This window comes from Mycobacterium sp., assembly GCF_050701515.1.
Taxonomy (GTDB): Bacteria; Actinomycetota; Actinomycetes; order Mycobacteriales; family Mycobacteriaceae; genus Mycobacterium.
Genome location: NZ_JBOGDB010000048.1, coordinates 1 through 12174, shown reverse-complemented (window position 1 = coordinate 12174; position 12174 = coordinate 1). Strand labels below are relative to the sequence as shown.

Genomic DNA, 12174 nt, shown 5'->3' with positions numbered 1-12174 from the left:
CGGCGCCTCCGCGTACCCGGCGGCCGGGATGTCGCGTGCCGCCGGGCACGGCGACAGTTCGCGTTCCGGGCAGGCGGGGCCGTGGCGCGCCGCACGCGCCAGCCGCGTGGTGCAGGTGCGCACCCCGGTGAAACGCGCCAGCAGCGCGGCCGTCTCGACGGCCTCGGCACGCGACCGGAACGGCCCGACGGCGCATTCGAATTTGGACGGACGCACCGCTGTGCCTGACGACGGACGCACCGCTGTGCCTAACTGCGGTGCTCGCACCGCGGAGAACCGCGGAAAGGCCTCGTCGGTCAACGCGATCCACCACCAGCGGTGCGGAAATCTGGACCGGCGGTTGTACGGCGGCGCGTGTGCGGCCAGCAGCCGCAGTTCGCGCACACCGGCCTCCAGGTCGTGCGCGCACTCGACGTGGTCGACCGCGGTGGTCAGCGCGACCATCTCCTTGATGCGCGCCCGCGGGTCGGTCCCGTTGAAGTACTGGTTGACGCGGCGTCGCAGATTCACGGCGGTGCCGACGTACAGCACCTCGCCGGCCGGTCCCCGGAACAGGTAGACGCCGGGCCGGTGCGGCAGGCCCGCGGCCAGGACACGTTTGCGGCGCTGCTCCGGGGTCACGTCGGGCAGATAGGAGCGCAGGTCGGTGTAGGTGCGCACGCCCTGGTTACCGACCCGCTCGATCAGCGCGTGCAGCACGTCGACGGTGGCCCGCGCGTCGTCGAGCGCCCGGTGCGTGGGGGTGGTGCTCGCGCCGAACAGCCGGGCCAGCGCGGACAGCCGCACGCTCGGGGCTTCGTCGCGGGTGAGCACCCGGCGGGCCAGTCGCACGGTGCACAGCACCGGCGGCCGTGGCCAGGCGATCTGACAGCGCTCGGCGGCGGCGCGCAAGAAACCGATGTCGAAGCCGGCGTTGTGGGCGACCAGCACGGCGCCGCGGGCGAATTCGAGAAACGCCGGCAGCACGGTCTCGATGGTCGGCGCGTTGCAGACCATGGCGGAGGTGATCCCGGTCAGCGCAACGATCTGCGGCGGAATGCTGCGGCCGGGATCGACCAGCGTGGCAAGTTCGCCCAGCACCGTGCCGCCGCGCACCTTGACCGCGCCGATCTCGGTGATGGCGTCGCAGTGCTCCAGTTCCCCGGTGGCCCGGCCGCCGGTGGTCTCCAGGTCCACCACGACGAACGTGGTGTCGCGCAGCGAGACGTCAGCCGCCGCTTGAATGTCGGGGATGTCGGCGAAGCTGAGCTGTCCCATGGGCCGACGGTAGGGAACCGGACCGACAGCTGGCCGTTGCCACGCTGGATGTCGGTGGCTGGGGATACCGTGCGGCTAACACCGATCGGAAGGACGGTTACATGGACAACGCCGACGAGCCCGACACGGGAGCGGTGGTGATCGATTGCGATGACTGCGCCGTGCGCGGTCCTGGGTGCAAGGACTGTGTCGTGAGCGTGTTGCTGGGCGTACCGGAAACGCTACTGGAAGACGAACGGGCCGCCCTGGAGGTGCTCGCCGAGGTCGGGTTGGCGCCGCGGCTGCGGCTGGTGCCCATTCACCGCCGCGGTGATTCCGGGGTGGTGGCGTAGCGACACGCCACCGGAGGGCCGAAGCGGCCGAAAAACTCTGAGAGGCTGTTAAATTTGCGTCTCTTGTTTGGACAAGGCTGATGCCATTTCGTAACCTGTCTGAGACCTAAGGCAGTTCGAGGCGGCTCGTCAACGGCAGTTTAAGGACGCAAAATCTTGAGGCTCGACTGTACGCACCGGACCATGCGCGGACTTCGGCGACCCCTCATCGGTGCGATAGCGGCATTGACGGTATTCGGAGGCCTCCTCGCCGGAAATGTGCAGGCGGACCCTGCTGACGATGCGCTGGCAAAACTCAATGAGCTCTCGCGGCAAGCCGAGCGGGCCACCGAAGCGATGCATTCGGCACAGCTTGATCTGGACAATAAGCTGGCCACGCAGCAGGCCGCCGACACAAAACATGGGGCTGACCTGGCGGCTGCGGAAACATCGAATTCGCAGTTAGCAAATTTCCAATCCGCGGTCGATAAATTTGCTGCCGCGCAGTACATGGGTGGCAGAACCGACGGCATGGACGCGATGCTGACCGCCGATTCGCCACAGCGCCTGATCGACCAACTCTCGGTGCAGCGGGTGATGGCCGCCGAGATGTCGGCCCAGATGCGCAGCTTCCGCAGCATCAGCGAGCAGGCCGCCCGCGCCCAGGAGGCCTCCGCCAAGTCGGCGGCCGAGGCCAAGACCGCCGCCGAGCAGGCCGCCGCGGTGCGCGCGGACCTGCAAAACAAGCAAAGCCAGCTGCACGTGCAGATCGCCGTCGTCAAGTCCCAGTATCTGGCCCTGTCCCCGGACCAGCGGGAAGCCCTGGCGGCCGTTCCGCCGACGCCGCCGGTGGCCGTGCCGCCCGCCCCCGGTCAGGACCCCGCGATCCTGGCCGCCCCGCCCGGCGGCATCCCACCGGGCGACCTGGCCGCGCCCGAGGGCGCCGTCGTCCCGGGCGCACCCGGCGGCCAGGGAGTGGTAGCCGTCCAGGCCGCACTCACCCGGGTCGGTTCGCCATATTCGTGGGGCGGGTCCGGGCCCGATGCGTTCGATTGCTCGGGCCTGGTGATGTGGTCCTTCCAGCAGGCCGGCATTTCGTTGCCGCACTCCAGCCAGGCGTTGGCCCGCGGCGGCCAGGCCGTGGACATGTCGCAGATGCAGCCGGGTGACGTCGTCACGCACTACTCCGACGCGTCACACGCCGGCATCTACATCGGCGACGGGATGATGGTGCACGCGTCCACCTATGGCACGCCGGTGCGAGTGGTCCCGGTGGACAATGCGCCGATCTACAACGTCCGTCGGTACTAGTCGTCCGCTGCTCGGCCTGCTGCTGATCGCTGAACTGATCGTCGCGCTCACGCTGGTCGGCAGGCCGACCGCACCACCGGCCACTCCCGTGACCACGCCCGCAGGGTCTTCTCTGGCGCCGCGCAGCGTCACGCTTGCCGATGGCCGCGCGGTCGAGCTGCTCAGCCTGGGCGGCCCGCGAACCGAACCGCTGCTGGCCCGGATTTCCGCCCAGCTGGACGGGGCCGCCCGCGCCGTGACGGCCTTCTGGGGCGCCGACTGGCCCCGCGACATCGTCGTCGTGGCCACCACCTCCGACGAGCAGTTTCGGGCGCTGGCCGGTGGCGGGTCCGACATCGCCGCCGCGACCGCCCGGCAGCGCATCGTGTTCGCCCCCGGCGCGGCCGCCATGAGCGACGACGCGCTGCGAATTGTGCTGCGCCACGAGCTTTTCCATTTCGCGGCCCGGGCGGACACCGCGCTCGACGCGCCCCGCTGGCTGACCGAGGGCGTCGCCGACTTCGTGGCCAGGCCCGAGGCGCCGCGGCCGGGACCCGCGCGGGCCGCCACCCTGGCGCAAATTCCCACCGACGCCGACCTCGACACCGCCGGAACGGCGCGCACGCTGGCCTACGACCGGGCCTGGTGGTTCACTCGCTTCGTTGCCGACCGGTACGGGACCGCGACGCTGCGCCGCCTGTATGAACGGGCCTGCGGCCCGGGCCATCCCGACGTCGCCACGGCGGTGTCCGACACCCTCGGTGCCGGGGTGCCGGAGGTGCTGGCCGGGTGGCGGCAGTGGATGTGGGGCTAGCCTGACCGCGATGACCCGGGTCCTGCTGGTTACCAACGACTTTCCGCCCCGGCGTGGCGGAATCCAGTCGTACCTGCACGAACTCGTCGGCCAGTTGGTGGCCACCGGTGCTCACGCGCTGACGGTGTACGCGCCGAAGTGGAACGGCTGCGAAGAATTCGATGAGCAAGCTCGTGGCTCCGGTTACCACGTGGTGCGCCACCCGACCACGCTGATGCTGCCCGGCCCGGCCGTGGATGGCCGGATGCGCCGGCTCATCGCCCGCCATGACATCGAGTCGGTGTGGTTCGGCGCGGCGGCGCCGCTGGCACTGCTGGCGCCCCGGGCCCGCAGCGCGGGAGCGGCCCGGGTCATCGCCAGCACGCACGGCCACGAGGTGGGCTGGTCGATGTTGCCGGTGGCGCGCAGCGCGCTGCGCCGCATCGGCGACGGCACCGACATCGTGACGTTCATCAGCCGCTACACCCGGCGCCGGTTCGCGTCGGCGTTCGGCCCGCACGCCGCGCTGGAACACCTGCCGCCGGGGGTGGACACCGACCGATTCGCCCCGGATCCGGCCGCCCGTGCCGAACTGCGGGCGGGTTACGGGCTGGGCGAGGCGCCCGTCATCGTCTGCCTGTCCCGGCTGGTACCCCGCAAGGGCCAGGACATGCTGATCAGGGCGCTGCCGACCATCCGCGAACGTGTCGACGGCGCCAAGTTGGTCATCGTCGGCGGCGGCCCGTACCTGGCGACGCTGCACCGGCTCGCACGGCAGGCCGGATTGGCCGAGCACGTGGTGTTCACCGGCGGGGTGCCCGGCGACGAGCTGCCGGCCCACCACGCGATGGCCGATGTGTTCGCGATGCCATGCCGCACCCGGGGCGCCGGACTGGATGTCGAGGGTCTCGGCATCGTCTATCTGGAAGCCTCGGCGAGCGGGGTGCCGGTGGTCGCCGGCCGGTCGGGTGGGGCGCCCGAAACCGTGCGCGACGGTGTCACGGGACTCGTCGTGAACGGCTGGGACATCGGCGAAATAGCCACTGCCGTCGGCGACGTACTCGACGACCCCGGCCGGGCCGCCCGGATGGGTGCGGCCGGACGTCGCTGGGCCGTCGACAATTGGCAGTGGCGCACCCACGCCGGCCGGCTGGGCGAACTCCTGCGGCCTCAGTCGGTCCGGTAGAGCGCGTCGATGTCGGTGGCGAACTTCTGCGCCACCACCTTGCGCTTAACCTTCATCGTCGGCGTCAACTCGCCGGTGTCCTCGGTGAAGTCGACCGGCAGGATGCGGAACTTGCGGATCGCCTCGGCCTTGGACACCGCCTCGTTGGCGCCCTTCACGGCCAGTTCGATCTCGGCGACCAGATCGGGGTCGTTTGCCAGGTCACCGACCGACGCGTCGGCGTCCTTGGCGTTTCGTTCCTTCCAGCCCTCGAAGGCCTCGGGGTCGATGGTGATCAGGGCGGCCACGAAGGGCTTGTCGTCGCCGACGCACATCGCCTGGCTGATCAACGGATGCGCGCGCAGCTGATCCTCGAGGACCGCCGGGGCGACGTTCTTGCCGCCCGCGGTGACGATGATTTCCTTCTTGCGGCCGATGATGGTGAGGAACCCGTCGTCGTCGATGGCGCCGAGATCGCCGGTGTGGAACCAGCCGTCGGAGAAGACCGCCTTGGTCTCCTCCTCGTTGTGCCAGTATCCGCTGAACACCACGCCGCCGCGCACCATCAGCTCGTCGTCGTCGTTGATACGCATGCTGTTGCCTTCCAACAGCTTTCCGACCGAGCCGATCTTCACGGCGTCGACCTGGTTCGCGGTGATGGCGGCGCTGGTCTCGGTCAGGCCGTAGCCCTCGTAGATGGTCAGCCCGACACCGCGGTAGAAGTGGCCGAGCCGCGCGCCCAGCGGAGCGCCGCCGGAGATCGCGGCGTGGCAGTCCCCGCCCAGCGCGGCGCGCAGCTTTCCGTAGACCAGCCGGTCGAACAGCGCATGCTTGGTCCGCAGCAGCAGCCCAGGCCCACCGCTTTCTTGTGCCTTGCTCCAGTCGATCGCGGTGTTGGCCGCGATCTCGAAGATCCGGCCCTTGCCGTCGTTTCGGGCGTTCTGCTCGGCGGTGTTGTACACCTTCTCGAACACCCGCGGCACCGACACCACCAGCGTCGGCTTGAACACCCCGAACATTCCCACCAGGTTCTTGATGTCGCTGGTGAAGCCCAAGGTGACTTTGTTGGCGAACGCCGCAATGGTGATCGCGCGGGCCAGCACGTGTGCCAGCGGGAGGAACACCAACAGACGCTCACCCTTGTCCAGCAGCGTGGGGAAGGATGCCTTGGCGCCGCGGATCTCATACACCAGATTGGAGTGCGTCAACTGGCAGCCCTTGGGCCGGCCGGTGGTTCCCGAGGTGTAGATCAGCGTGGCGGGATCGGCCGCCTTGATGCCGGCCAGCCTGGCATCCAGCTCGCCGGGGTCGACCGACTTGCCGGTCTCGGCCAGCGCGTCCAGCGCGCCGGGCCCCGACCCGTCGACACGCACGACCTTGCGCAGATCGGGTAGCTCACCCTTCAGCTGCTCGATCTTGTCGGCGTGCGCGTCGGTCTCGGCAAATACCAGCACCGCGCCGGAATCGGCCAGCACGAAGCGGACTTGCTCCGCCGAGTTGGTTTCGTAGATCGGAACGGTCAGCGCGCCCACGGACAGGATCGCGAAATCGAGGATCGGCCATTCGTAGCGGGTCGCCGACAGCAGCGCAACCCGGTCACCCGGTTTGACGCCCTCGGCGATCAAACCCAGTGCCGCCGAACGGATCTGGCTTGCCGCCTGTGTCGCCGTCACGTCCGTCCACGCGCCGTCGACGAGGCGCTGGAAAATTACGTGGTCGGGGTCTTCGCGTTCGTGCGAATAGACGGAGCTGACGATGTTGTCGTGCTCGCCGACGGTGAACGATGCGGGAACACTGAACTCAGGCACGGTCTTGGCCTCTCGAAGGCGATAGCGGCTTTGCCGTTCCCAGCCTAGTCGGCCGAAAGCGGCGACCGCGGCAACATATGTGAAGCTAATGGGCGATGAACAGCATTCAAGTCGCCGATCAGACGTTCGTCGCGGCCGACCCGGCAGCGGTCGGCCAGGCCATCGCGGACCCATCGAGCTGGCGACGCTGGTGGCCCGACCTGTGTTTGACGGTCATCGAGGACCGCGGCGCACTGGGACATCGCTGGACCGTCCATGGTGCCCTGACCGGCACCATGGAGGTGTGGCTGGAACCGTCGCTGGACGGGGTGATCCTGCATTATTTTCTGCACGCTGAGCCGGCCGGCGCCGCGGCGTGGCAGCTGGCCAAGATGAACCTGGCCAGGCTGAACCATCGGCGCCGGGTGGCTGGCAAGAACATGGCGTTCGAGGTAAAGGCGACGGTGGAGGCGTCGCGGCCGGTGGGGCTGCCCCCGCCGGTTTGAAGCTGGGTCAGACCCAGCGGGGGGAGGTAGATTTTTCACGTGGCGGACAAGACGGCGCAGACCATCTATATCGATGCGGATCCTTCGACGGTGATGGACATCATCGCCGATATCAACTCCTACCCGCAATGGGTCAACGAGTACAAGGAGTGCGAGGTACTCGAGGCCGACCCCAGGGGCTACCCGAAGAGGGCCCGACTGGTGCTGGACGCCGCCGTCCTCAAGGACACCATGGTGCTGGCCTACGACTGGCAGCAGGTAGACCGTGGCTCGGTGAAGTGGACCTTGGTGTCAAGCTCGCTGCTGAAGTCTCTTGAGGGGGAATACCGCCTGTCGCCCAAGGGCTCTGGCACGGACGTCACCTATGAACTGTCGGTCGATCTGATCATCCCGATGATCGGCCTGCTGAAGCGCAAGGCGGAGCGCAGGCTGACCGATACCGCATTGAAGGACCTCAAGAAACGAGTCGAGGCTGAGTGAATCTCCCGCGCCGACCCACGCCCGGATCAGTCTCTTTGTTGGCAAGGGCGGGGTGGGTAAGTCGACGCTGGCGACCGCCACCGCGGTGCGTGACGCGCGCAGTGGCCTGCGGGTGCTGATCGTGTCCACCGACCAGGCGCACTCGCTTGGCGACGTGCTGGGCACGCCGGTGATACCGACCGGTGCGCGCGAGCCCACCCGGGTGCTGGCCGACCTCGATTTCGGGCGTGATGCCGGAACCGGCGGCTTCCTCGACGCACTGGCGATGGACACGCTGGCGCTGCTGGAGTCGCGATGGCGCGAGGTCGCCGGCCTACTGTCCGCCAGATTCGGTGAATCTGAGCTGGGAGAGATTGCGCCAGAAGAGCTTTCGGCATTACCTGGAATCCAGGAGGTGCTCGGCCTGTACGAGGTCGGCCAACTGGCGACGTCGGGGGAGTGGGACCACGTCGTGGTGGACTGCGCGTCGACCGCCGATGCGTTGCGGATGCTGACGCTGCCGCCGACATTCGGCCTGTACCTGGAGCGGGCCTGGCCCCGGCACCGCAGGCTGAGCTCCGGCGCCGACGACGCCAGCACGGCGGCGGTGATCGCATTGCTGGAACGCGTCGACGCCAACACCGGTCAGCTGACCGCGCTGCTCACCGACGGAGACTGGGTGAGCGCACATCTGGTGCTGACCGCCGAACGTGTGGTGGCAGCCGAGGCGGCCCGCACGCTGGGCTCGCTGGCGCTGATGGGCGTGCGCATCGACGAATTGATCGTCAATCAGATTCTGGTTCAGGATGATTCGTACGAATACCGCAACCTGCCCGAGCACCCCGCGTTCTACTGGTACGCCGAGCGGATCTCCGAACAGCAGGCGGTGCTCGACGAACTCGACGCCACCATCGGCGACGTGCAATTGGTGCTGGTGCCGCATCTGGCCGGGGAACCGATCGGGCCAAAGGCCCTTGGCGAGCTGCTCGAGTGCGCCCGCAGGCGCGACGGGTCGCCGCCGCCCGGGCCGCTGCGGCCGGTGGTCGACCGCGAGTCGGGCTCCGGATTGGATGCGGTGTATCGAATGCGGCTAGAGTTGCCCCAGGTCGACTCGAGCGCACTCAACCTGGGCCGGGTCGACGACGATTTGATCATCGGCGCCGGTGGAATGCGGCGCCGGGTTCGGCTGGCGTCCGTCCTGCGGCGGTGCATCGTGGTGGACGCCCAGCTCAAAGGCAGTGAGCTGACAGTGCGTTTTCGACCCGATCCGGAGGTGTGGCCGGCGTGAGTGCCCGACGGCGAGCGGGAGTGAGGATCGCAGCGAAGCGAGGACCGGAGCGAGCGGGAGCCGACGCGTGAGCGGTGGCCACCCCGACATAGGTCCCGAGCTGCGGCAGCTGGCGCAGGCCATCCTGGACCGGCTGGATCCCGCGGTGCGGTCCGCGGCCGCCCTGGCCGGCGGCGCCGATGGCCAGGGCAAGTGCCAGCAGGTGTGGTGCCCGGTCTGCGCGCTGGCTGCGCTGGTGAACGGCGAGCAGCACCCGCTGCTGACGGTCATCGCCGAACACAGCGTGGCGCTGCTCGCCGTCGTTCGCGCGATGGTCGAAGACATCGAAACCTCGGCCGGACCGGAGCAGCCCCCGCCCGACGAACCGCCGCCGTCGGGTCCGGGAAGGTATCAGCACATTCCGGTGACGGTCGACGAGTAACGGTAAAGTTGTCCCGTAGCACCGTCCGTGCGCCCGATTCGGGAGGGTCCATGTGGTATTGGCTGTTCAAGTACATCTTCATCGGACCCCTGCTGTCTTTGCTGGCCCGCCCCAAAGTCGAAGGGCTGGAATATGTTCCGGACTCCGGCGCGGTCATCCTGGCGAGTAATCATCTGGCGGTCGCGGACAGCTTCTACCTGCCCCTGGTGGTCTGGCGCAGGATCACCTTCCTGGCCAAGGCCGAGTACTTCGAAGGCACCGGGCTGAAGGGCTGGTTCAAACGCTGGTTCTTCACCGTGGCCGGCCAGGTGCCCATCGACCGCACCGACGCCGACTCCGCCCAGGCCGCTCTGGACACCGCCGAGCGGATGCTGAACGAGGGCAAGCTGCTGGGCATGTATCCCGAGGGCACCCGCTCGCCCGACGGACGGCTCTACAAGGGCAAGACCGGGCTGGCCAGGGTGGCGCTGCAGACCGGGGTCCCGGTCATTCCGGTCGCGATGATCGGCACCAACGTGGTCAACCCGCCGGGCAGCAAGATGTGGCGGTTCGGGCGGGTGACGGTCAGGATCGGCAAGCCGATGGACTTCAGCCGGTTCGAGGGCCTGGCCGGCAACCGGTTCATCGAGCGGGCCGTCGTCGACGAGGTGATATACGAGCTGATGCGGCTGTCCGGCCAGGAATATGTCGACCTGTACGCCGCGGACGTCAAGGAGGGCACCGCCGACACCGGCACTGCCCTGACGCCGGCGGCGCGGATACCCGACACCGCCGCCGGCTAGTTCGTCGCGGGTACCGGCGCAGCGTCGCTGACCGTCGCTTGCGGCCGCGTGGCAGCACGCGCCGACACCGTCCCGGCGACCACGATCACCGCCAGCGCCCACCACACGTAGGACCCACCAGCGAGCTGACGCCACAACGATGCGGCCGTCTCGCGGTGCTCTGGCATCAGAGTGATCGGCGACCACACCATCAACGCCAGCCCCGCCGCGGTGACCACGCCGAGCAGCGGGTGGGAATGCCGATACGCCAGCACCCCGGTCACCAGCACCGTCGGCAGCGCCCACACCCAGTGATGCGACCACGACACCGGCGACACCACCAGGCCGAACATCGCCACGCAGATCAGCGCCAGCACCGGCTCGCCGGCGCGCAAGGCTCGGCGCGCTGCCCAGATGGTCACCGCGAGCACCGCGAAGCAGGCCAGCGTCCACACCACAAAGCGTTCGCCCTCGCCGAGGCCGAGCCGGGCCAGCGCGCCGGCGATGTTCTGGTTGGTGTTCAGCGTCGCGGTTCCGATCCGGTCGGTGTTGCGGACGGTGTCGGTCCAGTACTCCAAGGAGTCGCGCCATGCGAACGCGAAGCCGGCCAGCGTGCCCACGACGGCCGAGGCCGCCGTGACGAGCAGCGCACGGGTGTCGCGCCGCAGCACGAAGTACAGCAGGAACACCGCCGGGGTGAGCTTGAGCGCGATCGCCAGGCCCAGCAGCGTGCCGCGCGGCCACGGTGTCCTACGGGGCACACAGTCGGCGATGACGAGCGTCATCAGCACCACGTTGATCTGGCCGAAATCGAAGTTGGCCCGGATCGGCTCGAGATAGATCACCGCGGGCGCCACGATCGCGGTGGCCAGCCAGCACCGCCGCAGCCACGCGGGCTCGGCGGTCACCGCCGTCGAAGACGATGAGGGCCAGACATCCAGCCGCGTCAGCACGATCACCGTCGAAGCGATCAACAGCACCAGCGTGGTCAGCGTGATCGCGGCGCCGGCCACCGACAGCGGCAGCCAGGCGAACGGCGCGAATGCGACGGCGGCCAGCGGCGGGTACGTGAAGGGCAGATCCAGCCCGGCACGGGTGGTGAACATGGCGCCGTCGGCATACAGCGGCCGGCCATCCAGCCAGGCCCGGCCGCCCATCCGGTAGACGTCGATGTCGATGCGGTACGGGGCGTGACCGAGCAACCGCCAGCCTGCCCAGGCCACAGCCACCAGCGTGAGCAGCTGAAACAGCCGCCACGCGATGGTTGGCCACCAACCAGCCCCGCCGGGCGACCGCCAAGTACTCATGTCGGGAAACAGACTATCGGGGCCAACCGGCGCGTCGGACGATATCCCGGGACCGTTAGCGAGAAGTCAGCGCCGGGGTCGGCGTAAGTTTTCTGCGTGCATGTGACCCTGGAGCTGGACTTCATGACGCGGCAGCGGCTACCGCTGTTCTGCTGCCTGGTTGCGTTCCTCCTGACTTTCTTCGTCACCCGCACGATCGTGCGGTACATCCGCAGCCACGCCGACGACGACGCGCCCCGCAAGTGGTGGCAGCCCCGAAATATCGGGCACGGCACGCTGCACATCCACCATGTGGTGATCGGCGTGATCTTGGTCATGGTCTCCGGGGTCGCGATGGTGACGTTGTCTGTGAATGGGGGACTACCCGAATTCACGGCGGCTTCAATCTTTTTCGGTATCGGCGCGGCGCTGGTTCTTGACGAGTTCGCATTGATCCTCCACCTGCAGGATGTGTATTGGGCCGAGGACGGGCGGACATCGGTCGATGCGGTGTTCGCCGCGGTTGCGGTGGCGGGACTGCTGATGCTCGGCCTCAACCCGTTGTCGTTCTTCGACATCGGGATCTGGCGTGATGATCACACCCTGGCCGCGCGAGCCAGCGTGATCGCGATCGCGGTGCTGACCTTGGCGCTCGCGGTGGTGGTACTGCTCAAGGGCAAGGTATGGACCGGCCTGGTCGGGATGTTCATCACCCCGCTGCTGTTCATCGGGGCGCTGCGGCTCTCTCGCCCGCATGCACCGTGGGCGCGCTGGCGCTACACCGACAAGCCGCGCAAGATGCACCGCGCCCTGGTCCGGGAACGCATGCTGCGCAGGCCAGTGGTCCAGG

At 68.5% G+C, this 12174-nt stretch carries 13 protein-coding genes; 10 read left to right on the top strand and 3 right to left on the bottom strand.

What is annotated here, in order from left to right; translation table 11 throughout:
• Nucleotides 1–1257: DEDD exonuclease domain-containing protein (locus tag ACRDU5_RS03865; protein ID WP_526612954.1), on the bottom strand; the 1257-nt coding region annotated here is incomplete at its 3' end.
• Between the two features lie 101 nt (nucleotides 1258–1358).
• Between ACRDU5_RS03865 and ACRDU5_RS03860 the strand changes: the two genes are divergently transcribed.
• From ACRDU5_RS03860 to ACRDU5_RS03845, 4 genes are all read left to right on the top strand, one after another.
• Nucleotides 1359–1589: a hypothetical protein gene (locus ACRDU5_RS03860; RefSeq protein ID WP_526612952.1), complete on the top strand. Its 231-nt coding sequence runs from the start codon at nucleotides 1359–1361 to the stop codon at nucleotides 1587–1589.
• A 156-nt stretch (nucleotides 1590–1745) separates the two neighbouring features.
• The gene (ripC, locus tag ACRDU5_RS03855) at nucleotides 1746–2879 is read left to right on the top strand and encodes a peptidoglycan hydrolase RipC (protein ID WP_526612951.1); all 1134 of its coding nucleotides are present in this window, start codon (nucleotides 1746–1748) and stop codon (nucleotides 2877–2879) included.
• Nucleotides 2848–3672, top strand: coding sequence for a peptidase (locus ACRDU5_RS03850; protein WP_526612949.1), 825 nt, complete (start codon nucleotides 2848–2850; stop codon nucleotides 3670–3672). The genes ripC and ACRDU5_RS03850 overlap by 32 nt, the downstream gene beginning before the upstream one ends.
• 10 nt (nucleotides 3673–3682) lie before the next feature.
• Nucleotides 3683–4837 (top strand): glycosyltransferase family 4 protein, encoded by a 1155-nt coding sequence (locus tag ACRDU5_RS03845; protein ID WP_526612948.1) that lies wholly within the window; start codon nucleotides 3683–3685, stop codon nucleotides 4835–4837.
• Here ACRDU5_RS03845 and ACRDU5_RS03840 read toward each other — a convergent pair.
• Entirely contained in the window at nucleotides 4822–6624 is a 1803-nt protein-coding gene (locus tag ACRDU5_RS03840) for an AMP-dependent synthetase/ligase (RefSeq protein WP_526612947.1), read from the bottom strand. The genes ACRDU5_RS03845 and ACRDU5_RS03840 overlap by 16 nt on opposite strands.
• 95 nt (nucleotides 6625–6719) lie before the next feature.
• Here ACRDU5_RS03840 and ACRDU5_RS03835 point away from each other — a divergent pair, with 95 nt between their 5' ends.
• The 5 genes from ACRDU5_RS03835 to ACRDU5_RS03815 all read left to right on the top strand — a co-directional run bounded on the left by ACRDU5_RS03835 (nucleotide 6720) and on the right by ACRDU5_RS03815 (nucleotide 10059).
• Nucleotides 6720–7109 (top strand): polyketide cyclase / dehydrase and lipid transport, encoded by a 390-nt coding sequence (locus ACRDU5_RS03835; RefSeq protein ID WP_526612945.1) that lies wholly within the window; start codon nucleotides 6720–6722, stop codon nucleotides 7107–7109.
• Between the two features lie 39 nt (nucleotides 7110–7148).
• Nucleotides 7149–7589, top strand: a complete 441-nt coding sequence (locus ACRDU5_RS03830) for an SRPBCC family protein (RefSeq protein ID WP_526612944.1) — start codon at nucleotides 7149–7151, stop codon at nucleotides 7587–7589.
• Entirely contained in the window at nucleotides 7582–8856 is a 1275-nt protein-coding gene (locus ACRDU5_RS03825; RefSeq protein WP_526612955.1) for an ArsA family ATPase, read from the top strand. Before ACRDU5_RS03830 ends, ACRDU5_RS03825 begins: the two co-directional genes overlap by 8 nt.
• Before the next feature lie 67 nt (nucleotides 8857–8923).
• Entirely contained in the window at nucleotides 8924–9277 is a 354-nt protein-coding gene (locus ACRDU5_RS03820) for a hypothetical protein (protein ID WP_526612943.1), read from the top strand.
• A 50-nt stretch (nucleotides 9278–9327) separates the two neighbouring features.
• Nucleotides 9328–10059 carry a lysophospholipid acyltransferase family protein gene (locus ACRDU5_RS03815; RefSeq protein WP_526612942.1) on the top strand — a complete coding sequence of 244 codons (732 nt, stop codon included), beginning with the start codon at nucleotides 9328–9330 and terminating at the stop codon, nucleotides 10057–10059.
• Here the strand turns inward: ACRDU5_RS03815 and ACRDU5_RS03810 are convergent.
• The gene (locus ACRDU5_RS03810) at nucleotides 10056–11345 is read right to left on the bottom strand and encodes a glycosyltransferase 87 family protein (RefSeq protein ID WP_526612941.1); all 1290 of its coding nucleotides are present in this window, start codon (nucleotides 11343–11345) and stop codon (nucleotides 10056–10058) included. The genes ACRDU5_RS03815 and ACRDU5_RS03810 overlap by 4 nt on opposite strands.
• A 96-nt stretch (nucleotides 11346–11441) precedes the next feature.
• On the opposite strand from ACRDU5_RS03810, the gene ACRDU5_RS03805 reads away from it, so the two are divergent.
• Nucleotides 11442–12174: hypothetical protein (locus tag ACRDU5_RS03805; RefSeq protein WP_526612939.1), on the top strand; the 733-nt coding region annotated here is incomplete at its 3' end.

What these genes read in the sequence shown, in the direction of transcription:
- ACRDU5_RS03860 (WP_526612952.1), top strand. Translation starts at nt 1,359, where the DNA reads ATGGACAACGCCGACGAGCCCGACACGGGAGCGGTGGTGATCGATTGC.
- ACRDU5_RS03845 (WP_526612948.1), top strand. Translation starts at nt 3,683, where the DNA reads ATGACCCGGGTCCTGCTGGTTACCAACGACTTTCCGCCCCGGCGTGGC.
- ACRDU5_RS03835 (WP_526612945.1), top strand. Translation starts at nt 6,720, where the DNA reads ATGAACAGCATTCAAGTCGCCGATCAGACGTTCGTCGCGGCCGACCCG.
- ACRDU5_RS03850 (WP_526612949.1), top strand. Translation starts at nt 2,848, where the DNA reads ATGCGCCGATCTACAACGTCCGTCGGTACTAGTCGTCCGCTGCTCGGC.
- ACRDU5_RS03810 (WP_526612941.1), bottom strand. Translation starts at nt 11,345, where the DNA reads ATGAGTACTTGGCGGTCGCCCGGCGGGGCTGGTTGGTGGCCAACCATC.
- ACRDU5_RS03815 (WP_526612942.1), top strand. Translation starts at nt 9,328, where the DNA reads ATGTGGTATTGGCTGTTCAAGTACATCTTCATCGGACCCCTGCTGTCT.